General features: G+C 53.5%; 20 protein-coding genes and 2 pseudogenes. 5 read left to right on the top strand and 17 right to left on the bottom strand.

All coding sequences use genetic code 11. From position 1 onward, the window contains the following. Positions 1 to 105: 105 nt before the first annotated feature. The 4 genes from A0V43_RS17625 to A0V43_RS17610 are packed head-to-tail and all read right to left on the bottom strand — an operon-like array spanning position 106 to position 4,789. Positions 106 to 1,515, bottom strand: a complete 1,410-nt coding sequence (locus A0V43_RS17625; RefSeq protein ID WP_063193690.1) for a phosphomannomutase/phosphoglucomutase — start codon at positions 1,513 to 1,515, stop codon at positions 106 to 108. After that, on the bottom strand, positions 1,466 to 2,581 hold the full coding sequence (locus A0V43_RS17620; protein ID WP_063193689.1) for a hypothetical protein: 1,116 nt from the start codon (positions 2,579 to 2,581) through the stop codon (positions 1,466 to 1,468). The genes A0V43_RS17625 and A0V43_RS17620 overlap by 50 nt, the downstream gene beginning before the upstream one ends. Further along, on the bottom strand, positions 2,562 to 3,749 hold the full coding sequence (locus tag A0V43_RS17615; RefSeq protein WP_063193688.1) for a glycosyltransferase family 4 protein: 1,188 nt from the start codon (positions 3,747 to 3,749) through the stop codon (positions 2,562 to 2,564). Before A0V43_RS17615 ends, A0V43_RS17620 begins: the two co-directional genes overlap by 20 nt. Continuing rightward, on the bottom strand, positions 3,746 to 4,789 hold the full coding sequence (locus A0V43_RS17610; protein WP_063193687.1) for a nucleotidyltransferase family protein: 1,044 nt from the start codon (positions 4,787 to 4,789) through the stop codon (positions 3,746 to 3,748). The genes A0V43_RS17615 and A0V43_RS17610 overlap by 4 nt, the downstream gene beginning before the upstream one ends. A 292-nt stretch (positions 4,790 to 5,081) precedes the next feature. Here A0V43_RS17610 and A0V43_RS17605 point away from each other — a divergent pair, with 292 nt between their 5' ends. Next, a complete protein-coding gene (locus A0V43_RS17605; RefSeq protein WP_063193686.1) occupies positions 5,082 to 6,263 on the top strand; it encodes a Gfo/Idh/MocA family protein in 1,182 nt (393 codons plus the stop codon). A gap of 61 nt (positions 6,264 to 6,324) precedes the next feature. On the opposite strand, the gene A0V43_RS17600 is transcribed toward A0V43_RS17605, so the two are convergent. Next, on the bottom strand, positions 6,325 to 6,777 hold the full coding sequence (locus A0V43_RS17600; protein WP_128578064.1) for a (deoxy)nucleoside triphosphate pyrophosphohydrolase: 453 nt from the start codon (positions 6,775 to 6,777) through the stop codon (positions 6,325 to 6,327). A 163-nt stretch (positions 6,778 to 6,940) separates the two neighbouring features. On the opposite strand from A0V43_RS17600, the gene A0V43_RS17595 reads away from it, so the two are divergent. Beyond that, entirely contained in the window at positions 6,941 to 7,705 is a 765-nt protein-coding gene (locus A0V43_RS17595) for a sporulation protein (RefSeq protein ID WP_020754998.1), read from the top strand. Positions 7,706 to 8,128: 423 nt separating this feature from the next. After that, positions 8,129 to 9,391, top strand: coding sequence for a serine/threonine transporter SstT (gene sstT, locus A0V43_RS17590; RefSeq protein ID WP_063193685.1), 1,263 nt, complete (start codon positions 8,129 to 8,131; stop codon positions 9,389 to 9,391). Positions 9,392 to 9,449: 58 nt separating this feature from the next. Here sstT and rlmD (A0V43_RS17585) read toward each other — a convergent pair whose 3' ends face one another. After that, entirely contained in the window at positions 9,450 to 10,838 is a 1,389-nt protein-coding gene (gene rlmD / locus A0V43_RS17585) for a 23S rRNA (uracil(1939)-C(5))-methyltransferase RlmD (RefSeq protein ID WP_063193684.1), read from the bottom strand. Between the two features lie 75 nt (positions 10,839 to 10,913). Between rlmD (A0V43_RS17585) and A0V43_RS17580 the strand changes: the two are divergent. Beyond that, positions 10,914 to 11,393, top strand: a pseudogene (locus tag A0V43_RS17580) (RNA-guided endonuclease TnpB family protein); the annotation flags it as partial. 175 nt (positions 11,394 to 11,568) lie between these two features. Here A0V43_RS17580 and A0V43_RS17575 read toward each other — a convergent pair. The 8 genes and pseudogenes from A0V43_RS17575 to A0V43_RS17545 form a co-directional block, all read right to left on the bottom strand. Further along, the gene (locus A0V43_RS17575; RefSeq protein WP_063193683.1) at positions 11,569 to 13,038 is read right to left on the bottom strand and encodes an alanine/glycine:cation symporter family protein; all 1,470 of its coding nucleotides are present in this window, start codon (positions 13,036 to 13,038) and stop codon (positions 11,569 to 11,571) included. 361 nt (positions 13,039 to 13,399) lie between these two features. Next, on the bottom strand, positions 13,400 to 13,564 hold the full coding sequence (locus A0V43_RS19915; protein WP_013144211.1) for a hypothetical protein: 165 nt from the start codon (positions 13,562 to 13,564) through the stop codon (positions 13,400 to 13,402). A gap of 120 nt (positions 13,565 to 13,684) precedes the next feature. Then, complete coding sequence (locus A0V43_RS19560; protein ID WP_164834596.1) at positions 13,685 to 13,846, bottom strand: hypothetical protein; 162 nt, start codon at positions 13,844 to 13,846, stop codon at positions 13,685 to 13,687. Between the two features lie 164 nt (positions 13,847 to 14,010). Then, entirely contained in the window at positions 14,011 to 15,066 is a 1,056-nt protein-coding gene (locus A0V43_RS17565) for an RNA-guided endonuclease TnpB family protein (protein WP_063193681.1), read from the bottom strand. Positions 15,067 to 15,593: 527 nt separating this feature from the next. Next, positions 15,594 to 16,966, bottom strand: a pseudogene (gene rlmD, locus A0V43_RS17560) (23S rRNA (uracil(1939)-C(5))-methyltransferase RlmD). A gap of 76 nt (positions 16,967 to 17,042) precedes the next feature. Continuing rightward, on the bottom strand, positions 17,043 to 17,963 hold the full coding sequence (locus A0V43_RS17555) for a diacylglycerol kinase (RefSeq protein WP_063193680.1): 921 nt from the start codon (positions 17,961 to 17,963) through the stop codon (positions 17,043 to 17,045). 149 nt (positions 17,964 to 18,112) lie between these two features. Further along, on the bottom strand, positions 18,113 to 19,633 hold the full coding sequence (locus tag A0V43_RS17550; protein ID WP_063193679.1) for a flotillin lipid rafts scaffold protein FloT: 1,521 nt from the start codon (positions 19,631 to 19,633) through the stop codon (positions 18,113 to 18,115). A 21-nt stretch (positions 19,634 to 19,654) separates the two neighbouring features. Beyond that, positions 19,655 to 20,191 (bottom strand): NfeD family membrane protein, encoded by a 537-nt coding sequence (locus A0V43_RS17545; protein WP_013144204.1) that lies wholly within the window; start codon positions 20,189 to 20,191, stop codon positions 19,655 to 19,657. Positions 20,192 to 20,396: 205 nt separating this feature from the next. Between A0V43_RS17545 and A0V43_RS17540 the strand changes: the two genes are divergently transcribed. Then, on the top strand, positions 20,397 to 21,275 hold the full coding sequence (locus A0V43_RS17540; RefSeq protein ID WP_063193678.1) for an Rpn family recombination-promoting nuclease/putative transposase: 879 nt from the start codon (positions 20,397 to 20,399) through the stop codon (positions 21,273 to 21,275). A 100-nt stretch (positions 21,276 to 21,375) separates the two neighbouring features. Here the strand turns inward: A0V43_RS17540 and A0V43_RS17535 are convergent, their stop codons facing one another. The 3 genes from A0V43_RS17535 to A0V43_RS17525 form a co-directional block, all read right to left on the bottom strand. Beyond that, entirely contained in the window at positions 21,376 to 21,705 is a 330-nt protein-coding gene (locus tag A0V43_RS17535; RefSeq protein ID WP_063193900.1) for an Mpo1-like protein, read from the bottom strand. A gap of 126 nt (positions 21,706 to 21,831) precedes the next feature. Then, positions 21,832 to 23,220: a hypothetical protein gene (locus A0V43_RS17530; protein ID WP_063193677.1), complete on the bottom strand. Its 1,389-nt coding sequence runs from the start codon at positions 23,218 to 23,220 to the stop codon at positions 21,832 to 21,834. 261 nt (positions 23,221 to 23,481) lie between these two features. Beyond that, complete coding sequence (locus A0V43_RS17525; protein WP_063193676.1) at positions 23,482 to 24,207, bottom strand: YiiX/YebB-like N1pC/P60 family cysteine hydrolase; 726 nt, start codon at positions 24,205 to 24,207, stop codon at positions 23,482 to 23,484. Between the last annotated feature and the right edge of the window lie 391 nt (positions 24,208 to 24,598).

The following is a 24,598-nucleotide window of genomic DNA, read 5'->3' as shown; positions in this document are numbered from 1 at the left end:
CAACAAAAATAAACCGGCGTGGGAGCCCTACGGACGACCCACGCCGGAACAAATCTTTTGAAACGGACAGAGGGCGACAAGCGCAGACCATTCGGAGAAAAGGCGTCACCAGTCAATGCGCAATTCAAGGGTGGCGAGGCAATCAGCCAGTTGCCGCTTAATCTCCGCCAATGCAGCCTCCGTCTTGGCTTCTGCACGCAACACAAGAATCGGCTGCGTGTTCGACGGCCGCACCAACCCCCAGCCGTCTGGGAACTGGATGCGGGCGCCATCCACATCGACAACAGGGAAACGGCCGGCAAATTTCTCTTTTACTCTGGCAATGGCAGCTGGTTTTTTCTCTTCCGGGCAAGCAACTCGCGTCTCCGGCGTCGCCGCGTACCGCGGCACATCGGCAAACCACTCGGACAGCGGGCGCTCATCGTGCGACAGTAATCGAAGCAGGCGCCCAGCGGCGTACAGCGCATCGTCATAGCCGTAAAACTCATCATTGAAGAACAAATGACCAGACATTTCACCGGCAAACGGGATCTCCGGACGACGGCGCAACGTCGCTTTGACGTGCGAATGGCCGGTGCGATGGAAGAACGGTTTCCCGCCGAGCCGCTCAATTTCCTCAACAAGCGCTTGCGAACATTTCACTTCGACGGGCGCGTCGGCTCCCGGATGACGCTTAAGAATCTCGCGCCAGAACAGCACCATCAGTTGGTCGCCCCAACGGATCGCACCCGTTTCATCCACAACCCCGATCCGGTCGCCGTCGCCGTCAAACGCGATGCCAAGATCAGCCTGCTCCTTGCGCACCATCTCAATCAAGTCCGTTAAGTTCTCCGGCACGACCGGGTCCGGATGATGGTTCGGAAACGTCGGATCGGATTCACAGTAAAGCGGGACGACATCGCACCCCCATTCTTTGAGCACTTGTGGCGCAATGATCGATGGGGTGCCGTTGCCGCAGTCGACGACGACCTTCAGCTTGCGCGGACCGAGCTTAATTTTCTCCTTCAACATCTTGATATAGGCCGGAGCAAGGTCAAGCGTTTCCTCGCGCCCGCGCGCTGTTTCAGGACGCGGCTGTTCCTGGCTGAGCCGCTCCATCGCCTGCCGCAGCGCTTGGATGCGCTCGCCATAAATTGTCGTTTTTCCCATGGCGATTTTAAATCCGTTCTCATCCCCTGGGTTATGGCTGGCGGTGATGATCATGCCGCATGGAATGTTCGTGTAGTATAAGCTGTAGTAAAACATCGGCGTCGTCGAAAGCCCAATATCGACGACATCGCAGCCGCCATCGAGCAGCCCATCTTTGAGCGCCCGATGCAAGCCAGGCGATGACAGACGATTGTCATGACCGACAACCGCCCTCTTCTCGCCTTCCTTTTGCATCATGTCGGCAAAGGCCCGTCCGAGCCAATACGCGAACGACTCATCGAGCTCCTCTCCGGCTCGTCCGCGGATGTCGTATTCTTTAAACACGTGTGCCGGCCATGCGAACGGTTTCGTTGTTGATGGATTCATCGACAACCACCTCCACCGAAATCGATTGAGCGATTGCTGCTGTTAACAAGTACGACAATGTTGACTCCGCCCCCCGATTCGGGTTCGGGCCGTTCGGGCCAAGCCCGTCGCAGCAACTGCCGTCGCTTGGGTCCGCAAGCGGCGCGTTGCCGTCGTTTTGTCCGTAAAACCAAGCGAGGCAGCGGCGGACGACGCCGCGATAACGCTCGTCGTCCGTTGCCCAATACGCTTCGCGCGCCGCCAAAGCGAGCTTCATCACATCAAGCGGCTGTTGATCCCAATCGGCGCGGTAGCGGCGGCTGCACCAGCCGCGGTTGCCGACCGGACGGATGACACCTCCCGGTCCGCTCATTTTTTCAATAAGGAAAGCAAGGCTTTTTTCCGCCACTTCCTTCACCTCATCCCGCGGCGCGCGCCGATATGCCGTCCAAAGCGCCCACGGCAGCACCCCGTTGGCGTACGTCAACTCCGGCTCATACCAATGCCAATCGTCGCCAGCATGCTCCCAATACGCCGCAAGCAGCCGCTCTTCAAGCCGTGCAGCCAAAGCTGCCACTTCCTCTTGATCGACGCCAAGCGGGCGTCCTTCTGTCAATAAGACGCCGCAAGTGGCCACCCCCCAGGCGACGCCGCGCAGCGAACGAAGCTCCCAAGCCGCCGGCATGGCCCGCCGCAACATATCTGCTGCCGCCTCGCGCCGCGCCGGATCGCTGAGGCGAACGTAAGCCAACGCCGCCGCCCAAAACGACCGCCCGAAGCAGTCGTCTGACGGCGTTTCCTCTTCTTTTGTCCGGTCAAAGAAAAAGTTGTTATGGAACGTGCCATCATCGTTTTGCGCCCAAAGCAAAAAGGCCAAATATCGGTCAAGCAGGCGATACAGCCGCTCCTTCGTTTCTTGATCGTCGAGCAACGCCAGCCACTCGAGGCACGCCCATATGGCGCGGGCGTTGTCATCGGTCGAATACCCTTCGCGCCGCCGCGGAATGCGGCCGAGACTATGCTCAAGCAACCCGGTGTCGTCAGTCATGCGCTCGAGATGGTCGAACTTAATGACTGACGGTGCCAATGGTCTTCACCTCCCCACGTTTCGCGGCGCACATGCGCGCAAACAAGGCGACATGCTGTTCGCCGACGCGCGGCCAATGCGTGTTTGCCCCGATTTGGCGCACCTTTTCCTCCCATCGCTTCAGCGCCGCCTCGTCGGCCAACAGCTGCCCGATCCGCTCTTCCCAGGCGGTCGTATCGCCATACGGCAACAACAGCTCTTCACAACCTTGCAACAAATCGCGCGCATGCTCATACGGCGTCGAAACGACCGGACGGCCGACGCCGACCGCATAGGCAAGCGTGCCGCTTGTAATTTGCTGCATGCCCGGGTACGGGGTGACGTACAAGTCGCATGCCGTCAAATAATCAATCAGCTCTTCCTCGCTGAAATACCGGTCCTCCATGCGAACATGGCCATCGAGCCCGAGCCGATGAATCAACGCTTTCAGCTCATCGCGATACGCCTCCCCTTCCCGCTTTTTCACTTCTGGGTGCGTCTGTCCGGCAATGACATACAGCGCTTCCGGCACCTTGCGCACGACGCCCGGCAATGCGGCCAAGACCGATTCAATCCCTTTGCCGCGGCTTAGAAGCCCGAACGTCAACATCACTTTGCGGCCGCTGAATCCGAGGCGGCGGCGAAGCGAATCGCGATTTTCGCTGCTTGGGCCTGGAGCACCGTGCGGAATGTAGACAATTTTTTCTTCCGGCAAGCCAAACGCTTTGACCAAATACGGAATCGCCTGCCGGTTCATGACGATGATCGCATCGCTTGCTGCCGCGATTTTCCCTTGAATCGGGCGGTACGGCAACGGCGGTTCGGCAAACACCGTATGGAACGTCGTCACGAGCGGCTTTTCGAGCGCCGCGATGAAATCGAGAATGTATTCGCCCGCCTCGCCGCCGAAAATGCCAAATTCATGCTGCAGGACGACAACATCGATGTCGCTCTCATTCACCCGTTTGGCCATCTCGGCATAAGCGGCGCGGTTTTGCGCCGGAAGCGGCCAATACGCCGGGTTGTGACGGTAGGCGTCATCGCCGTCGCTTTCGTTATACAAAACGATGACGCGGTCGCCATCAGACGGGCCCCGGACGCCGTCAATGCTTTGGCGCAAATGTTCCGTAAACGTCGCCAGCCCGCACCGCCGCGGCGGGTACGTGCTGACGTAGGCAATTCGAATCATGCTTGCACCGCCTCCTTGAACTGATTAATAATCGAATCTTCGAACACTTCTCCCGCCGGCGTCACCGTCCGATAGCCGAAAATGCTGTTTTGCAAACGGCTGCGGTCACGAATGACAGAGCGGTCCCAAACGATGGTCTGCGCGCAATGGACGCGGGCGCCAATTTGGCAGTGGTCGCCGATGACCGCATTCGGGCCAATGACGGCCTGCGGACCGATTTTCACATGGTCGCCGATGAGCACAGGCGGCACAAACAAGACGCCAGACCCAATCTCCACGTTTTCACCGACAAACACGCCCGGCTGAATTTCACGTCCTTTGAGCGGAATCGGAAACTCCCGGCACAACGCATCCCAATGCACTTGGCGGTATCGTGCCGGCGTCCCCATATCACGCCAATATCCGTCGCTGACGGTGCCATAGACACCGACATTCTTCTCGATAAGAAGCGGGAACGTTTCACGCTCGATCGACACTTCCCGCTCCGCCGGGATATAGCGCATCACCTCTGGCTCCAAAATATACATGCCGGCGTTGATCCGGTTCGATGGCGCTTCTTCGCGGCGCGGCTTTTCGATAAAGCGCAAAATTCGCCCGCTGTCGTCTTGTTCTACGACCCCATAGGAAGAAGGATCGTCAACCTCCGTTAAGACGATGGTCGCAAGCCCGCCGTGTTGGCGGTGGAAATCAAGCAGGGGAATCAATTGCGGCAAGTGCACGATGTCGGCGTTAAACACAAGAAAACGTTCATTCAGAAAACGTTCGGCATTTTTAATCGCCCCGGCCGTTCCGAGCGGAGACGGCTCAAGCGCGTATGTAATGTTCACATTGAAACGTTTTCCGTCGCCGAAATAACGGCGGATCACGTGAGAGCAGTGATGGGCAGCGATGACAAATTCGTTAACTCCTTGGTCGCGAAGATGAATGATGAGGTGCTCAAGCCATGGCCGGTTCGCAATCGGGGCCATCGGTTTGGGGATGTTTTCGGTCAATGGACGAAGACGCGTACCTAATCCTCCTGCCAGCAACAATGCTTTCATTTCGTCATCCCTCCATACGATTTTTTTCACAAAACTAGACACGATTCTTGATGGATGAACGAAAAAATGAAAGTGATTCATAGATTGCTAGCACTCGGCTGCAATGGTTGCTAATAATAATATACATAATATTCCTCCTTCTATGCAAGCAAAATAATTGTCGGATGGTGTCGATGAGGAATGATTGATGCTTGCCAATTTCAAAACTTTCATTTTCTCGTTCTTCTTTTTCTTTGCGGTATAATGAGTATCGTTAATGCTATATATATGTGAGGGAGGAGGAGAATACGCCATGATTTCTTCATCATCTTTCCGTTACCATGTTGGCATTGCCGGCGCCGGCGCATTCGCTGAATTTCTCGCCGGCGCGCTCGCCCCGCTTCCTTCCTTCCATCTCGCCGCTGTCGCCGGGCGGACGGACGAAAAACGCCAGCGCGTCATCGACGCCTATCGCCGCCGTCAGCCGCAGGCGGGCGACGTGCGCGAATACCGCGAAGCTGAAGAATTGATCGTTGACCCGCACGTTGACATCGTCATTCTCACCACCCCGCCGCATTTGCACGCCCCGCTTGCCGAGCGGGCGCTTGAGGAAGGAAAACATGTGCTCCTTGAAAAGCCAGGCGGCCTCACCGCCGAGGCGCTGCGGGCGAACATCCAGCTCGCCGCCCGCCAAAACCGGGCGTTGGCGGTCAATCTCGTCTTGCGCTACCATCCGCTCGCAGAAGCCGTCAAGCAACTCATCCACCGCGCGCTTCTTGGCCCAGTGGACTACGCAAGCCTTCACAACGCGGCTCACCGCGTCGCGGAAGGCCATTGGTTTTGGGACGAGCGGCGAAGCGGAGGCATTTTCATTGAGCATGGCGTCCACTTTTTCGAAGTCGGCCGCCACTGGTTCGGCGAAGCCGTCAAGGCACAAGGATTCGCTTTGCGGGAACAGGACGGCACGCAGCCGCGCGTCGGCGCCACGGTGATTCATGAAAACAACGGCCGGCCCGTCCCGGTTCACTATTACCACGGCTTTACGATGAACCCGGACGCTCCTGAGTCGACACATTGGGACATTCATACGGCACGCGGGCGCATCGTGCTTGACGGCTGGATTCCAACGCAGCTGTCCGTCTCCGGCCTCGTCTCGGCCGATGAAGCGGCATATATTGACGCCTTGCTTGACGCCATCCCGAAACAGCCATCCGCCGACGCTATCGAACAAATGCAGCGCGCCGCCGGCCGCCTGGCGCCGCCTGTTGCATCGCCAGCCGCCCCGCGCCGCCCATACGAGCGCACCGTTGCGCTCTCAAACCGCCACGGTTGGTACGAAGCGATCGCCCAAGCGCGCTTTCTCGACTTTTGCCGCCTAATCGAAAACCCAAACGAGTGCGGCCTTGTGACGGCGGAAGACGCCGCCGCCGACCTCTCCCTAGCCGAAACGTGCACCGTGACGGGTAAAGCAGTCGACCCACTTGACATCCGCTAACATGCTGACACAAAAAGAGCCTGGTGCGGCCACATGGCAAACGGCCGCAACCAGGCTTTCTTCACCTCAATCGGCGATAGATCTCGGTCTCACCAGAACATCCAAAACGCCCTTCTGCGCCCCCCTCGACCAACAATGCCTCAACAGTCGGAATGTCCGCCGGCGCCCACTCAAGCGAGCGCAATGCTTGAAGCGGCACCCACCGAAGCTCAGCATGCTCCCGCGCCCGCGGCTCCCCATCGACTAAGCGGGCTTCATACGTCCGCAAATGCACGATGGCGTGTTCATACTCATGGAACACATCAGCCAACAACTCACCGACCGAAATGGTGCAGCCAAGCTCCTCGCGAATTTCCCGAACTAAAGCGTCTTCGGGCCGCTCCCCCTCTTCCACTTTGCCGCCGGGAAACTCCCACACGTTTGGAAGCGACATATTTGGCGCACGCAACGCGCATAACACATCCCCCTGTTCATTGAAGATGGCTGCCCCGACAACGTGAACGACCCGTTTCATTCATAACCCGCCCTTCTCATCCATATACGCCATTTTAGCAAAAACCGTCTCGCTTTCCAAAACAGTGGAACCCCTTTAGGCGTTATGTTACTTTAAAGAAGAGCAGAACCTTTTCACCAGGTGCTCCGTATTCTCAACTGAAATCGCTGACAAGGGGGAGAACGTGTTGTTCAAAAAACTATTAAGCTCCATCGGCATCGGTGCCGCCACTGTTGATACGAAGCTCGCCAAAGCGCAATATGTCCAAGGCGAAACCGTCGAAGGGGTTGTCGACATTCGCGGCGGCAGCGTCGAACAGCACATTGATGAAATTTATTTGGCATTAGTCACAACGTACATCCGCGAAATCGATGATAAGAAATTTGAAGAAAAAGCCGTGCTGGCGCGCTACAAAGTGAGCGGCCCGCTGACGATCGCGCCGAACGAAACGAAAACGATCCCGTTTCAATTCGCCTTGCCGTACGACGTACCGGTCACGCTCGGTTCTTCGCGGGTATGGCTGCAAACCGGCCTTGACATTAAAATGGCGCTCGACCCGCAAGACCGCGACTATCTCACCATCGAGCCGCACCCGCTTGTCGCCGCGTTTCTCGAGGCGGCCCGCCAATTAGGTTTCCGCCTTCGCCATGTGCAATGCGAACAAGCGCCGCGCTATTGGCAACGGCGGCTGCCGTTTGTCCAAGAGTTTGAATTCAAGCCGGCAAGCGGACCGTTTAAAGGCCGACTTGACGAACTGGAGGCCATTTTCTTTGTCTCCGAGCATGGGGTTGAAGCCATTTTAGAGATTGACCGCAAAGCGCGCGGGTTTGCTGGATTGCTTTCCGAGGCGCTTGATATGGACGAAACGCTTGTCCGGTTCACCTATGGGCCGAGCGATGTCGCTTCATTGGCGCAACGGTTGGCGAATGCAATTAGCCGGTATAGCTGAGCTAAAAGGGGCAAAAAACGAAGGGGCCACTCGGCCCTTTTGTACTATGTGCTATACGGATGCAGTGAAAAGCTTGTCTATCTTCCCTGCAGTCGACCCAACTGTTCTGCAAAAACCACATTACTACAATTTCAAATTGCACCACACACTCCTTTTGTTTATTTTGATTCATACGGCTAGGATTCAGTGAGCTTTTTGCTTTGCAACCGATGTCAGCCCCATCGCGGCTGGCTTCTTTTTCGACCTTGCCATAAGCGCAAAAGGCAATGCTACGTTTGGATAATTCAAACTATTCTAATATAACAATCTATTCGTTAATCACTAATATTCATGCTAAAATAGTGTTTGTTCACCACTAGAAAACACTTGTGCATGTACGGTGAATTTCATTCTTGATCATCCATGAGTGTCAGGAGGAACGTTATGAAGCAACTCATTGTAAGGTGGAATCAGCTTAGCCTTGTCAGACGTATCCTTGTCGGTATCATCATCGGGATTGTCCTCGCCATGGCCGTCCCGGAATCAACAAAATGGGTGTCCATTTTTGGTTCCTTGTTTGTCAGCGCTCTAAAGGCCGTCGCACCCGTATTGGTGTTCTTTCTCGTGGTCTCCGCCATTTCCCGCCATCAAAGCGGCCAAAAAACAAATATCCAACACATTCTTGTCCTATACGGGGCCAGCACGTTCTTAGCCGGTCTTACCGCCGTCGTGGCCAGCTTCATCTTTCCGGTTCATTTATCTTTAGCTGAAGGGATGAAAGATATCTCTCCCCCTAGCGGCATAACAGAGGTACTTCAGTCATTGTTGCTTAATATTGTTGATAACCCTATTCATGCACTGATCAATGCGAATTATATCGGTATCCTGACTTGGGCGGTGTTGCTTGGCATCGCATTAAGACCTGCGCCGGAGACGGTCAAAAACGTCATCGCCAGTTTTTCTGACGCCATTTCAAACATTGTCACATGGGTCATCAATTTGGCACCCATCGGAATCATGGGGCTTGTTTTTGACGCGATGGTCACCAACGGGCTTTCCGCTTTCATCGAATACGGAAAGTTATTGGCCGTTCTTCTTGGGACGATGTTTTTCGTGGCATTCGTCATGAATCCGCTGATTGTCTTTGTGAACATTCGCCAAAATCCGTACCCGCTCGTGTGGAGATGCATTCGGGAAAGCGGAATGACCGCCTTCTTTACGCGCAGCTCGGCCGCAAACATTCCGGTGAATATGAATTTGGCTGAAAAACTCGGATTAAACAAAGATACGTATTCGGTCTCGATCCCTCTCGGTGCAACGATTAATATGGCTGGCGCCGCCGTTACGATTTCCGTGTTGACGCTTGCTGCGGTTCACACATTGGGGATTGAAGTCGATCTAGGTACAGCGCTGATTCTTAGCATTCTTTCCACCATCGCCGCTGCAGGGGCATCCGGCGTCGCGGGCGGCTCGCTTCTCCTTATCCCGTTGGCATGCAGTTTGTTTGGCATCCCAAATGATATTGCCATGCAAGTAGTAGGGGTTGGTTTTATCATTGGCGTGTTGCAAGATTCATGTGAAACGGCCCTGAACTCCTCTTCCGATGTTCTTTTCACCGCAACAGCGGAATATGCGAAGAGACGCAAAGAAAAAACCGCCGTCATCATCGAAGCTGAATTTCATGCAAAACGAGCGGGTGGCAACTGAAACCCTTCTTGTATAAAGCCCGTTTCCCTCTCACTTGGGGGAACGGGCTTTTCCTGATTTATGATGATTTGACAAGCAACGCACAGCACTCGACATGCGCCGTATGCGGAAACATGTCCACCGGTTGGACAGTTTTCAACACATAGCCGAACGGGGCTAGCTCCGCAATATCAGCCACAAACGTCTCCGGATTGCAGGAGACATACACCACCCGCTTTGGTTGCGCCCGGCCGATTTTGCGCATCACTTTTCCGCCTGCGCCAGAACGTGGAGGATCCAAAAGCAGCAGCTCCGGCCGCCCGAACTGCTCCAACACGTCATCAATCCCGCGCCGCGCATCCCGCGCCAAAAAGTACGTATTGTCAACGCCGTTGTCTTTCGCGTTTCGTTTCGCCGACTCGATCGACGTTTCCACAATTTCAATGCCCGCCAACGCTTTCACCCGCTTGGCGAACGGCAAGGAAAACGTGCCGACTCCGCAAAAGAGATCGATCATTTTCTCATGGGGCTTGGGCTCGCCCATCTCCAACGCCAGTTCAACCAATTTGGCCGCCTGCACCGGGTTCGTTTGGAAAAACGTATCAAACCAAAGACGGTAGCGGAACCCGCACAATTCATCGTAAATGAAATCCCGTCCAGCCAGCACGTGCGTTCGTTCCGCCTGGGTGCGGTCGGCCCACGCCCGATTCTCCAGCCAAAGCAAACTTTTCACGTCCGGGAGCGCCTTCGTGATCCGCTCCGTCAAATCAGCCGCCGCTTCTTTCAACTCCCCTTCCGGCGCCTCGGTCGCAAAGAGCGCCACCATCACCTCTCCTGTCGCAAACGACTCGCGCACCATGACGTGGCGAAGCAGCCCTTCATGGGTGTCTTTGTGATACCCAGGCAGCTGATGATCGCGCGCCCAACGCGCCACTTCCATAGCGGCTTTGACGATCTTCTCGCCGGCAATGAGACATGTCTCCAACGAAATCACTTGCCGGAAATTCCCTTGCTCGTGCAGTCCAAGCAGGCCCTCAGGAGAGAACGTAAACTCCATTTTATTGCGGTAATGCCACGGATGTTCCATCCCGATCGTCTCGCGCACAACGTCCGGATCAAATCCGTGCTGGGCAAGCAGCGCCTTCACCTGTTCGGTCTTATGCCGCAGCTGTCCCTCATAGCGCCAGTGCTGCCAGACACAGCCGCCGCAGCGGTCAAAGTGCGGACACGGCGGATCGAGCCGCTCTGGATGCCGCTCGATCACTTCTTCCACTCGGGCATGGGCCCTCCGGCGTTTCGGCCAATCGATCAAAACCCGCACCTTTTCACCAGGAAGCGTGGACGGAACAGTGAGTTTGAGCTTTTTTCTCCTCCCTTCTTCTTCCTGCCAAACGACCGCTTGTCCCGCTCCTTTTTTATCCAACTGATGAATGTCCGTAATGAACGATTGTTTTCCGCTGTCTGTCAATGGCTTTCCTCCTTCCGAGATGAACGATGTTGTCACCCTTTATGTATTGTACACGATCAGTGGACGAATCCAAAGAAACTTCGCGCCAAACTCCAAAAGAAAGGCACCAAGTCAGCGAAACGCCTGCTTAAAAAGCGTTCCAAGAAGGAAAAACTATTTGCCCGTGATGTGAACCACTGCATTAGCAAGAAGATTGTTGAAAAGGCAAAGGCACTCGGATGCGGCATTGCCCTTGAAGATTTAAAGGGCATCCGCCAACGCACCGAGAAAACGGTTAAAAAGCAACAGCGTCGTCAACACTCTTCTTGGTCTTTTTATCAGTTGAGAAAGTTTATTGAGTATAAAGCGGCGATCGCTGGCGTGCCGGTGGTATTGGTTCATCCAAAAAATACTTCCCGCACCTGTCCGGTTTGCGGACATGTGGCCAAAGAAAACAGACCGTCAAGGGATCAGTTTTGTTGTCGAGCTTGTGGGTACGCTGCCCCTGCCGACAACGTGGCTGCGGAAAACATCCGCAGGGCTGCTGTCAACCAGCCGAACGCGGCAGCCAATTAGGCTAGTTGCAAGCCCACGGCTTTAGCCGTTGGGTAGTTGACGGGGGTCAAGATGGTTCGAGGATGCCCATCCTAGAGAATGTCTAACGAAAGTGTTCCTTAATCCATATAGATGATGATGAAAAAAGGGTGTCCCGCTGCATCCGGGACACCGTCGACTCCAACCAATCAACCTGTTACAATGCCTCCTCTTTCTTTTCTTCCCATCTCTTATATCCATTTTCCCAGAATTTCGCGTTCTTGATTCCGTATTTCGACGCGTTGAACTCCGGATCTTTCCCTTGCTTCAGCTGTTCTTCGTAATCTTTCAAGGCCATATAGGCCGGTTTAAACAACAACAAGATCGCAATCAAGTTGAGCCACACCATGATGCCAAGCCCGATGTCGCCCATCGCCCACGCCGTCGTCGCCGTTTTGACCGTTCCATAGAACGTGGCCGCCAAAAAGATGAGCTTCAAGGCAAAGAAGGCCGTTCCCCTCTTTTCACTGCGCACCAAATAGGCGAGGTTCGTCTCGGCAATATAGTAATACGCGTACATCGTCGTAAACGCGAAGAAGAACAGAGCGATCGCAATAAAGGCCGACCCGAATCCCGGGAAGAGCGTGTCCACCGCCGCCTGCGTATACCCTGCGCCCGGTTCCACCCCTTTCAAATGCTCGACAATCGTCTCTCCCGTTTTTTCATTGATCACATTGTATTGACCTGTAAACAAAATCATCAGCGCCGTCGCCGTCACGACCAAGAACACGTCCAAATAAATCGAAAACGCCTGCACAAGCCCCTGCTTGGCCGGGTGGGACACTTCCGCCGCCGCTGCCGGGTGGGCGCCCGTCCCTTGCCCCGCTTCATTCGCATAAAGGCCGCGTTTGACCCCCCACATCACCGCCGAACCAAGAATGCCGCCAAACACTTGATCAGCGCCAAACGCGCTTTTGAAAATCAAACCAAACACATCCGGGACTTTCTCAATATTCACCGCAATAATGGCAATCGCGACCAACAAATAGCCAACTGCCATAAACGGCACGACAATTTCCGCCGTTTTCGCGATCCGCTTCACTCCGCCAAAAATCGTAAAGCCAAGAACGGCAATCACGAAAATTCCCGTCACCAATTTCGGAATGCCAAACGCATTCGAAAAGCTGTCGGCAATCGAGTTTGCTTGAATTCCCGGCATCAGCACCGCCATCGAGAGAATAATCGCCCCGGCAATCACCACCGCAAACCATTTCCAGCCAAGGCCTTTTTCAATGTAGAACGCCGGACCGCCGCGGTATTGTCCGTCTTGTTCCTCTTTATAAATTTGCGCCAGCGTCGACTCGACATACGCCGTCGCCGCTCCGATAAAGGTGATCACCCACATCCAAAAGACCGCGCCCGGCCCCCCGTACGCAATCCCCGTCGCCGTCCCGGCCACGTTCCCGACGCCGATGCGGCCGGACAACGACATCGTCAACGCCTGGAAAGAAGACACCCCGGCCTCAGAGCTTTTCCCCGTCGTCACAAGCCGGACCATCTCTTTCACGTGGCGGATTTGCAGGAAACGGGTGCGAATGCTAAAATACAAACCGCAACAGACAATGAAACCAATCAAGAAAGGACTCCATAGCCACCCGTTCACCGTTTCTACAAGCTTTTCAATCAACCCAATCCCTCCTATGCCAGCTGATTATTTTTGTTGTACAACACACAACTTAAATAATATTATAAATATTACACATTTCAGCTTCAATAATTTTTTTCATATATCATTCTTTTCTGCATTTTCTTTATATTTCCTACACTTGTCCTCGTGTAGAAAAATGAACGACTTTCTTCGCTTTTTTTAAAAATAACTTTGAAGCCCAAAAATGATAGATGAGGCAAGACAGAGAAATCCGCCTCGAACGGTCCCCTAATGCCAGTCCTTGAGGCCTTGAGCGCGAGCCCCATCTCCCCCAATGATCCCCACCTGAATCGCCGCAAACGCAAGGCCGAACACACAAAACAGCGTGTTCGGCTTTCCATTACATATAACCGATGAGAAACACGACAAAACCCGCTAATCCGACCGATGCGACGAAAAGACCAAAGGCGATCCGTTTCGCGGCTTTGCTCTTTTGGACAACGCCATACACGAACAACACGATCGACATGATCAACAAAAGCAAAATGAGAGACGAAATACTCACGCCCAGCGCTCCTTATCGTGCACTGCCCCTAGGAAAGACAGCGTTTTTCCATCCGTGCCATCATGGCCGTGATTCATCCATCCCCAATAGAACCACTTCTCGGTTGATGCCATCCACCGCTCACGCCCCCGCAATTTCTTCCGAATTCCGGTTGATCTCATCGATAATGCGAATGATCCTCCGCACATCGTCCATGTTGTCTTGAAAAAGCTCGACAATGCTGCCGACGGTTTTGAACGGTTCTTCCTGCAGCACCCGCTTGTCCATGACTCCGTTTTTCACAAATTGACACTCCGCACGCCTAAAGTCGTGGGATTCTTGGGTCGTTTGCGTCCTCATCCATTTCTGGTTCGGACAACGCCCAAGTTTAGGGGTGTGTCATCACCCCGTCCCATCGGGTTAGGATGTACCCCAATGGGCGGCGCACCTGTGACCAGTGCGCTAGGTTAGACGGCAAAGCCCGAAATCGCTTTGGCGATGTTGATGGCGCCATTCAAGTCGGCGTGGAGAGTGTATCCACACCTTTGGCATCGGAAGCGGATGCCGTTTCGGTTCGCTTTCTCTCGATGACCACATTTACACGTTTGGCTCGTGTAGGTTGGATTCACCCACTCCACGCGAATACCCTCCATTTCCGCTTTATAGGCGATCATCGTTTGCAATTGATGGAACGCCCAAGCATGAAGGCTTCGCCCCGCTTCTTTGGCCGATTTTGCCCGTTTCCGAATTCCCGTCAACTCTTCCATCCGAATCACGCCAACACCGTTGGCGAGGGCAAAATTTACGATTTGACGGCTGATGTTATGGTTCATCTCCTTCATCCAGCGGGACTCTTTGCGGCCAATTTTGCGAATCATATGAAGCTTCTTGGCTTGGCCCAGCCTTCGCCGCAAAGCCGCATATCGTCGACGTACAAAGGCGCATTGGTTCCCTTTGAAAAACAGTGATTTCGTTCCTACGCTGGCCACGGCGATATAGCGAAGCCCAAGGTCAACCCCCATCACCTTTGTTTCGTGTCGCGGTTCCACTTCAAATGTGACCGCAACAGCCAAGTACCATTTCTTTCTCTTTTTATAGAGCTTGGCGGCCCCTTGTTTGGCGGTTCCATCGAGCAGCCGATTCAGCCACGCTTCTTGATAGGGGCGCGTGACGACCGGCACGCCGATTCGCTTCTCCAGTGTGGGGAAGGAAACCGTGTAGAACGCTCCTTTCTTTTCCACCTTCACGTTTTGATTGTTAAAGCAACACCAGAATGTTTGAAACTTCTTTGTTTTCTGGTTTTTCTTTTGGGACTTCACCTCTCGAATCGTCTGATTCACGACGGCGGAAGGAAACCGCTGCGACGAAAACTCTTTAAATAATTTGCTCGTCGCTTGATTCAGCTTGGGATGATTCAACAACCAATTCGCAAACGCGGTATTCACTTCTGTCATCCGTTCATACATGTCTTGTTTGACTTTCGTCGGCTTGTGCAGCTCCAGCTTTAGTGTGATCGTCGGCATGGATTCACCTCCTTGCGACGATTACATGATATCGTTTTTTTTCATCATCATTCAATAATATGAAGAAAACGGCTCGCTTTCATCCCACCCCTCAAGGAGTGGGCTTTCTCGCTCGCTGATCTGTAATGCCGCCTGTCCAAAACGTTTCCCATATTTTATCGACTTTATGGCGCAATTCGCCTGTGAGCATGGCTTCTATGTACCTCCTTGTGATTTCCAATCTCCATTATATACGGTTTTCGGTACAAAAGGGGAAGAAAAATATGTTTTATGCCGGTTGACGCTCAGAAAGACAGAGGGTGACATTTGGGGCAAAGAAACTCCGACTGTGCTTTGCATGAAGCGGGAGTCGTTCACCATAACCGTTCGAGGAACACTTGCAAGTGTTGTGGATTCTCAATAGGATGGATCTCATCCAGCCCCCAGTTTTGCAGGCGGATGAAATCTTTATCATGTCATTCGTGTCGTCATGGCCGTTTGCCCAATTCGACTGCAAACAACAAGGCCGGATCCACCGGCCCGTTGTCTTATCTCAACCGAATTTTCGCCACACACTCCACATGCGCCGTGTGCGGAAACATGTCCACTGGCTGGACTTCGATCGTTTCGTAGCCGCCGTCTTCTAGGATGCGCAAGTCGCGGGCAAGGGTTGCCGGGTTGCACGAGACGTAGACGACGCGCGGCGGTTTCATGGCGATGATCGTCTCAAGCAGCGAGGCGTCACAGCCTTTGCGCGGCGGGTCAACGACCAAGCAGTCAGCGCGGATGCCTTCTTGATACCAACGCGGGATGACGTCTTCGGCGGCGCCGACTTCGAAGGTGACGTTTTGGATGCCGTTGAGTTCGGCGTTGCGCTTGGCGTCTTCAATCGCTTCGGGGACGATTTCGACGCCGTAGACGTGTTTCGCTTTACGCGCCAAAAAGAGCGAGATCGTGCCGATGCCGCAGTAGGCGTCCATGACCGTCTCCGATCCAGTCAATTCAGCGTATTCGAGCGCTTTGTCATACAGCACTTTCGTCTGTTCGGGGTTGACTTGGTAAAACGAGCGGGCCGAGATGGCGAATTGAATGCCGCCGATGCGGTCGGTGATGTATTCGCTCCCCCATAACACACGCGTTTTGGCGCCGAAAATGACGTTCGTCCGCTCGGGGTTGACGTTTTGCACGATCGATTTCACGCCCGGAATGGCGCGGACGATGTCACGGACAATGTCCTGTTCGTGGGGCAGATGGTCCGTGCGGGTGACGAGCACGACCATCACCTCGCCAGTTGACGCGCCGTAGCGGGCGACAATATGGCGAAGAACGCCCTTGTGCGTGGTTTCGTCGTATGGGGAATGCCATAGCCCTCGGCGATGCGCTTCACCGTCTGGACGACGACATCGTTCGCCTCTTGTTGGATGAGGCAGGCGTCCATATCGATGATTTCATGGCTCCGCTCTTTGTAAAAGCCCGCGACCAAGCCCCCTTCGCGCTCGCCGACCGGCACTTGCGCCTTGTTTCGATACCGCCATGGGTTCTTCATCCCGATGACGGGATGGACGGTGACGCCTTCTAGCTTGCCGATGCGGGCGAGCACTTCTTTTACCTGCTTTTCCTTCGCCTTCAGCTGACCTTCGTAGCTGAGGTGCTGCAGCTGGCAGCCGCCGCATTGGCGATAGACGGGGCACGGCGGCTCGACGCGGTCGGGGCTCGGTTCGTACAGCTCCATGAGACGGCCGTACCCGTACCCTTTTTTCACTTTGATCACTTTCACCTTCGCCCGCTCCCCGGGAAGCGCGTGTTTCACGAACAAGGGAAAGCCGTCGACTTTCGCCACGCCGAGGCCGTCGTGGGTCAAATCGGTGAATGTGACGTCATAATACTCGTTTTTGGCGACAGGTGCTTGTTGCTTCGTCATATCGTTCTCCTTTCTGCCGTTCCTCTGTATATGTAGCGTGCCCTTTATAGGGGAAAGGCATAAGAAAAGAACAGGCTCATTCCCCTGTTCTCACTTGTTCCGCCTTTTCTTTTGGCATCAATACTTCAATATGGCGGTATAGATTGACAAACTCCCCTGGAAGCATGCCGCCGAATTCGCCGTCTAAGTTCAGCTGCATCGGCGAGTGCACTTTCACCCGGTTCGCTTTCGTGTAAATGACGTGTGGGTCGTTGATGTGCTCGCCGCGCGCCGCGAGGGTGACAAGGCGGATGAATTCGGCCAAGTTCGTTTTCTTGACGATGATAAAATCGAACAGGCCGTCATTGAGCGACGAATCGGGCGCCAGTTTTTCAAAGCCGCCGACTGAGTTGGTCAGCGAGACTAAAAACATCATGATTTCGCCTTCAAAGATCTTGCCGTCGTACTCGATTTGCGCTTCGGTCGCCTTGATGGACGGAAGCATCTCGATCCCTTTTAAGTAATAGGCGAGCTGGCCAAGCATCGTTTTCAGCTTGCTTGGCACTTCGTAGGTGAGCTCCGTCAGGCGGCCGCCGCCCGCGATGTTGATGAAATAGCGCGTTTTGTCTTCGTTCGTCACACAACCGATGTCAATCGGGACAGGCTCGCCCGTGGCGATCACCTCGCACGCCCCTTCAATCGAGCGCGGCACGCCGATGGCGCGGGCGAAATCGTTCGTCGTCCCAACGGGAATGACGCCCAGTGTCGGCCGATGCGGCTGATCGGCGATGCCGTTGACGACTTCATTGATCGTTCCGTCGCCCCCTGCGGCGACAACGAGATCAAATTCCCGCAGGACGGCCTGGCGCGCCGCGTTCGTCGCATCTCCCGGGCCTTCGGTGGCGTGGCATGACGTTTCATAGCCCGCCTTTTCCAACCGCACGAGCACATCGGGCAAATGGCGCTTAAACAGTTCGCGTCCCGATGTCGGGTTGTAAATAATTCGAGCTCGTTTCATTATTCTCAACCTACTTCCTTTTTTCCATTCCACTCGTTCCCATCATAGCGAAACAACGCTTGATGCGCAACTCCGACGAATGTCGTGAACAAGGCGGCGAGAAACAGCGCCCTCGGGTTCAAGCGAAGGGCGCTGTGGGAGGATCGGCGTCATTCCGTTGTCTTCGCCTCTTGGGGCGATGCTGGCGCGCCGGGCGGCTGGGCATGGGCCGCTCCACCCTGGGCAACGCTCTCGAGCAGCTGCTTCACATCGATGCCGGTTGACGCTTTCAACGTCTCCTGCAAGCTCGCCATTAAATTCGTCGCATAGCCTGTGACACGATTGGCGCCGCCCCCCGCTCCTGAGCCGGTGTCGACGATCGTCAGCTTCTCGATGTTCGCAAGCGGACTTGCCACTTGTTTCGCATACTCCGGAAGCATCTTGATGATCATGTCGAGCACAGCTGCTTGGCCGTAGCGCTCGAACGCTTCGGCGATCTTTTGTTTCGCTTCCGCTTCGGCGAGACCTTTGAGGCGGATGATTTCCGCTTCCGCTTCCCCTTTCGCTTTCTCCGCCTCGGCTTTTGCCAACCCGTCGAGTCGGACGCGCTCCGCTTCCGCTTTCGCCAGCGTTTCGACGCGGTACTTTTGCGCATCGGCTTCGGCGATTTGTTTCGCCTTTTCCGCCGCCGCTTTTTGTTCGATCGCATAGCGCTCGGCATCGGCTTTTTTCTTCACTTCCGAATCGTATTGGCGCTCGCGGCGCAAAATTTCTTTTTCTTCGAGCTCGATTTGTTTTTGACGCTCGATGATTTTGATTTGCATTTGTTGGGCCATCACTTCTTGTTTCGCCTTCGCTTCCTCCAAATGATACGCCTGGTCGGCGCGCGCTTTGGCGATGTCTTGTTCGCGGCGGAACTCGGCGAGCTTCAGTTGGTTGATTTTCTCCGCTTCGGCGATTTCCGTCAGCCGCTCGAGCTCGGCTTTGCGCGCTTCCTTGTCCGCTTCGGCGCGCTTGATGCGCGTCTCTTTTTCCGCCTCGGCCGTGGCGATGTCAGCATCGCGCTTCACTTGGGCGATGCGCGGCTTCCCGAGCGCATCGAGGTAGCCGTTTTTGTCACGCACGTCTTTGATCGTAAACGAGACGATGACCAACCCCATTTTCGCCAAATCTTGCGAAGCGACGCGCTGCACTTCTTGCGAAAACTTGTCGCGGTTTTTGTAAATTTCTTCAACCGTCATCGACCCGAGAATGGAACGGAGATGGCCTTCGAGCACTTCTTTCGCTTCGTTTTCCATGTCTTGGCGCGTTTTGCCTAAAAACTGCTCGGCCGCGGTCGCGATTTCGCCAATCGAGCTGCCGACTTTAATGATCGCCACCCCGTCCGCCATCACGGGTACACCTTGTTCCGTATACACTTCCGGCGTTTGCACGTCAAGCTTGATCGACAATAGGCTCAGCGGCTCGGCCTGTTGGAAAATCGGCACAACAAACGTGCCGCCGCCGCGGACGATTTTGATTTTGTTTCCCGACTCATCGACATGAACGTTTTTGCTTCCTAAGTAGCTGCCCGTCACAATGAGCGCCTCGTCCGGCCCGACGGTGCGGTAGCGGGCGATAAAAATGGCAATAAGTCCGACAAGAAGCAAGACGACGACGCCAATGACAATCAACCATGGTGCAACAGTCATGACATTTCCCCTTTCGTTATGTTAGATGGAAAGCTGATACGGATCGTGCCTCGCCACCACGGCGACGCCGTTTTCCATTTGCACGATGATGACCTCTTCCCCTGACGGAATGGCTTCATTGTTTGCACTTTTCGCTGGTTTGGCCACCGCCCCGCTTTTGCGGGAGATGAGAATTTCACCAAATCCGTCAGGCGGCACCGAGACGATCACTTTGGCAAGCGCCCCCTCCAAATCGGCGTCCGTATACCCAAGCGACGCTTCCGCCGACCGAAGGGGCAAAAAAACGAAAAAGTGCAACAGCAACACGACAACGAGCGCCGCGCCGATGGCAAGCCATAGAACCAAGCTCGATGCCCAGTCTGTGTACCATTCCGCCAGCAATCCGACCGCGCTGCCAACAATGAAAAACGATAAAACTAGCTGCGGACTGAACAGCGGATGATCAGCCACATCGAACAAACCGTCAAGCACATCGCTGAAGAAAAAATACAAAACCGTCAACAACGCACTGACGACAAGCACCCATCCGTACACAACTTCAGGCGAATGGCTGAACAACTCCCCTCCCTCCTTTCCCCTTCGCTTATACATACGGCGAGGGCAGCCGTTGGTTTCATCATTTTTCCAATGTCATCAAAATTCGACAATCTCCCCTGATTTCCTTCTTCTAACAGCAGAAAAAATGCAGGGAGGCCGGCAGGATTTTGCATAGTGCAAGGCGAATCAAGCTATGCGAATCTAAAAACATATCGGGAGGGAGACCATGTCAGAAACGCGCATTGACCACGATCGCCTGTTTAAAGAGTTGTTGAGCAGCTTTTTTGAAGAATTTGTTCTCCTCTTCTTTCCTCACGTACACGAACAGATTGACTTTCACTACCTTTCCTTTTTATCAGAAGAAGTGCTGACCGATGTCACCGCGGGTGAAAAACATCGAGTCGATTTATTGGTCGAGACGAAGCTGAGAGGAGAAGATGGACTGATCGTCGTCCACATCGAACATCAAAGCTACATCCAATCCTCGTTTTCAGAGCGAATGTTCATTTATTTCAGCCGCTTGTTTCAAAAACACCGCCGCCGCATTCTTCCGATCGCCATCTTCAGCTATGATGCCATCCGCGATGAACCATCTTCATTCACCGTTTCGTTTCCGTTTTTGACCGTTCTCGATTTCCGTTTTTTGACGGTGGAATTGTCCAAACTCCCATGGCGCACATACATCCGCCATGACAACCCGGTCGCTGCCGCCCTGTTAAGCAAAATGGGGTATAATGAAGAGGAGAAGGTGGAAGTGAAAAAGGAATTTTTGCGCATGCTCACCCGCCTCGAGCTCGATGAGGCGAGACAGCGTCTGTTGTTCGGCTTTTTCGAAACGTATTTGCGGTTATCGGAGGAAGAAGAAGTCCGACTGCGAGATGAGGTGAAGACCATGGAGGAAAAGGAGGCTGCCAAAGTCATGGAACTTATCGTGTCATACGAACAGAAAGGCATGGAAAAAGGAATAGAGAAAGGAATGGAGAAAGGAATGGAGAAAGCAAAGTTGGATGTTGCGAAACGAATGTTGGCAAAAGGATTTGATGCTGACACGATCCATGAACTGACCGGACTGCCGCTAGAAACGATTGAACAATTGAAGCCATGAGAAGGCAAACCCCTTCTCCCTGAATCATTCGAATGGCCGCCCCCACTCCTTCGAACTTTGAAACATCTTCAGGGAGAAGGCCTTTTCATCGTTCTTCGCTTTATTCCTCTGAAATCCCCAGCCGCTCCAATTCCCGCCCAAGCTGCCCCGTAAGCATGGGCCTGTACATGCGAAAATCGGCCCGAAGCGACCCAAACGGATGGCCGAAGGTGGCGGGGTTGTTTCCTTCGATGAAAAAGTGGCTGAACCAGGCGAGCGCATAGGCGGCGATTGGCGCGCCGAGCAACCACCACGTGTTCTTCGTCGCGATCGCGATGATCACAAACAAAAACACGAAGCTCGTTCCGACAAAATGCCAACGCCTTGTCGCTCGTTTCCGGTGCTGGGTCAAATAAAAGGGCCAAAACTCTTCATAATCGCGGAATTCCATCTCCCTTTCCCCCTTCGACGGGATGCGGCGCGCCGCCACGCCAGCGATGAACGTGGCGATGCCGACAGCCCAGTATCCAATCAACATCCATAACGGCATGCTCGGACCTATCGTTATCCCCTACTCCTATTGTATTTCATCCATCACCTGAAATGTCTGCAAGTTGTGCTTTTGCTTCGGCACGGTAAACTTGGCGGCAAGTTGGCCTGTACGAAGATGGAAAATGTTCATTTCTCCAGCATGGTCCGCCTTGTTCCCCTCCTGCGGCTCAAACAATGCATACACATAGTCGCCGTAAAACCGCGCTTCCCAGTATACCGACGGCAGCTCATGCTTCTCCATCACCTTAAACTGATCATTCAGCGCAAGCCATCCTGACTTTCCCCTCTGGACATAGCTCACCCACAGCGTGTCTCCCTTCACGTAAATCTGATCGAACTGCGTCTCTTCTTGCCCCATGCCCCAATAGGCCACTCGCCATGAATGCGGATCCACGATGGTGAGGCGAGATTTCGTGGCGATGACAAGGCGGCCGTGAAAGACCGCCATGGAGCGCGCGAAGGACGTAGGCAACGAAATTTCCTTCACTACGGAACCGCGCTGATCCAACACATACAATACACCGTGCTCCTGTTCCATCGCATCAGCAAACACATAGAAATGCGGCTCTGCACGCAAAACTTGAAGAATGTAAGGAGGAAACCGCTTCGAAAATAGCAATTTTCCCCCTTTCCGGACTTCTAGTTTATGAGTGTTGACATCTTGATTCAGTGAACGAATCTCCCATTCGCCCTCCATCGAGGCAAACGAAAGAGGGCTGGAGACCGCTTCTTGATCGACCAATGTCCATGTGTCTCGATTCAGTCGATAGACATGCCGTCCCGTATAATCTGACCACAACAACAGTTCCTTCGTTGATGAACCACGCGAAAGCTGGGACACCCCAGCAGCTTCTAGCGTCACCACGTTGCGCACGTGCAGTCCATCCGCCTCCACGATATACGAATCTCGCGCAAACGGGTGAGAATACAAAAAGAAGATGCGTCCAAGCGGTTCGTTCGCCGAGCGGCTCTCAGACGGCTCATACGTCCTCACTGAGGAGACGACGGAATCATCCAAACTCTGCACCCCATACACAATGACAGGCGCGGCAGCCGCCAGCACCACCCATATCCATTGTTGCCGCTTCCACCAGGACCGTCCTTCCTTTTGGCCTCCTATGCGTTGGACAAGCCATCCCCAATACCAGACGATGTAAAGAAACAACGCAAGCGACAGCCACGCCCACCATTGTCCTTCGATGAGGGATTGCTGCCAGTAGGCGAACGGATCGACGCCGACCCTGGCGATCGTGTGAAAATTGTTCAGAAAAAAGAGCGGCACTGCGATCACTGCAACGAGCGAATACAAGCGGCGAACCGTTCCTTTCACCAGCATCGCCATACCGACAATCAAGGTGGCTATGCACATAATGTAGTACAACACGGACATCCATAGCGGCGCACTCGGGCCCATTTCAAATCCCCTTTCATCCGTAGTGATGGCCATATTCGATGAGAACCAAAAGAGTTCCTTCCTGCTAGAACGATGTTCCCTTCTTCCGTGAGAAAGCGGTTACTCAAACTCTCCACACCCCTTGCTTACAACGTCAAAACCCGCAAATCCTCACGTTTCCTTCAGCGGCGGGGATAGGTGGATAAAATATAGAAGGGCATAACCATTATATGGATGATATACCCTTCTACACGTTCATAGGAATATATCCCATAAATTCTTTTAGTTGCTGCTGGCATAGGTAATGGTCTCAGGATCTTGATCCAAGTCGGACGGGGTTACAATAATACCTCCATCGTCATCTAGGTCAAATCCTCGATTCTCCCACGCTTTCCACACGAGCAACGAGCAATACCATTTTGATGATTGATTTTTGGTTGCCGTTAGACTATACGGTTCGCCAATTTGCGCTCTAGCATACGATTGAGCTGATGTATAATCCTCTCCCATTGCCCCTTTCACCCAAAGGGCTTTCCATGTTTTAAAACGTATTTTCCAATTGTTAACGTAGTAGCGCACGCCATCTCCTGGCCAAGCCTCAATGATATAGTCACCGTCCCACCGGACGATGGCAGCATGTCCATAATTCCATCCAGAGCTTCCGCTATCATAGGTAATTAAGATGTCACCATTAGTTCCTAAGGCACCACTTGATGCTAATGCTGATACCCCTTTTGTCTGTTGCCCGCTAATAATTTGATTATACTTGTCAGGAGCATTCTTTTTCATCCACTCTATTTCTTTCTTCACGGCTTCTTGATCAACAGGTTCATTGATTAAATTTATGATTTCTTGCCGCTCTTCTCGTTGTTTCTTTTCCATCTCTTGTTCGATTTGGATCTTCGCCTTATTCACTTGCGCATCCACCTGAGCGTACGCCATCGGAACTCCTGAGGTGCCAATGAGGCCTAAAGCTACAATCGAAGAAAGCAGGAAAGATTTGTTCATAAAATACAAATACCTCCTTTAATTTTATATTTTAACAATTGAAATTTTATTAGAAATAAAAAAAAAAACAGAGTCTTTATTACCATTTAAAGTATAGTAATATGTTCATAAAAATCAAAAATCTCTAACACTTCCTTATCTGCGTGTAGATAGATGTGAGAGAATCTTCGGAACATCCGTCCCGTAGCGCTTGGCTGCCTTCAGTCAACAGCCAACATGGCCCTTCCCACGCAACAGCCTTCCGAGCGGCGCTGCGGTTTCAGTCATGGGCGCTCCCCATTGTACACACACTTGCTTGTGGACATGCAGCCGTTTCTTGCCATCCTAAGACAACATGGAGCCGCTGACACAGACCCGCTTTTGTTGGATCCACAAAAAATCGCCCCTTCCC

This window comes from Geobacillus sp. JS12, assembly GCF_001592395.1.
Classification (GTDB): domain Bacteria; phylum Bacillota; class Bacilli; order Bacillales; family Anoxybacillaceae; genus Geobacillus; species Geobacillus zalihae.
Note: the sequence above shows the minus strand (reverse complement) of the source record. Positions and strands in the feature narration are given on the sequence as shown.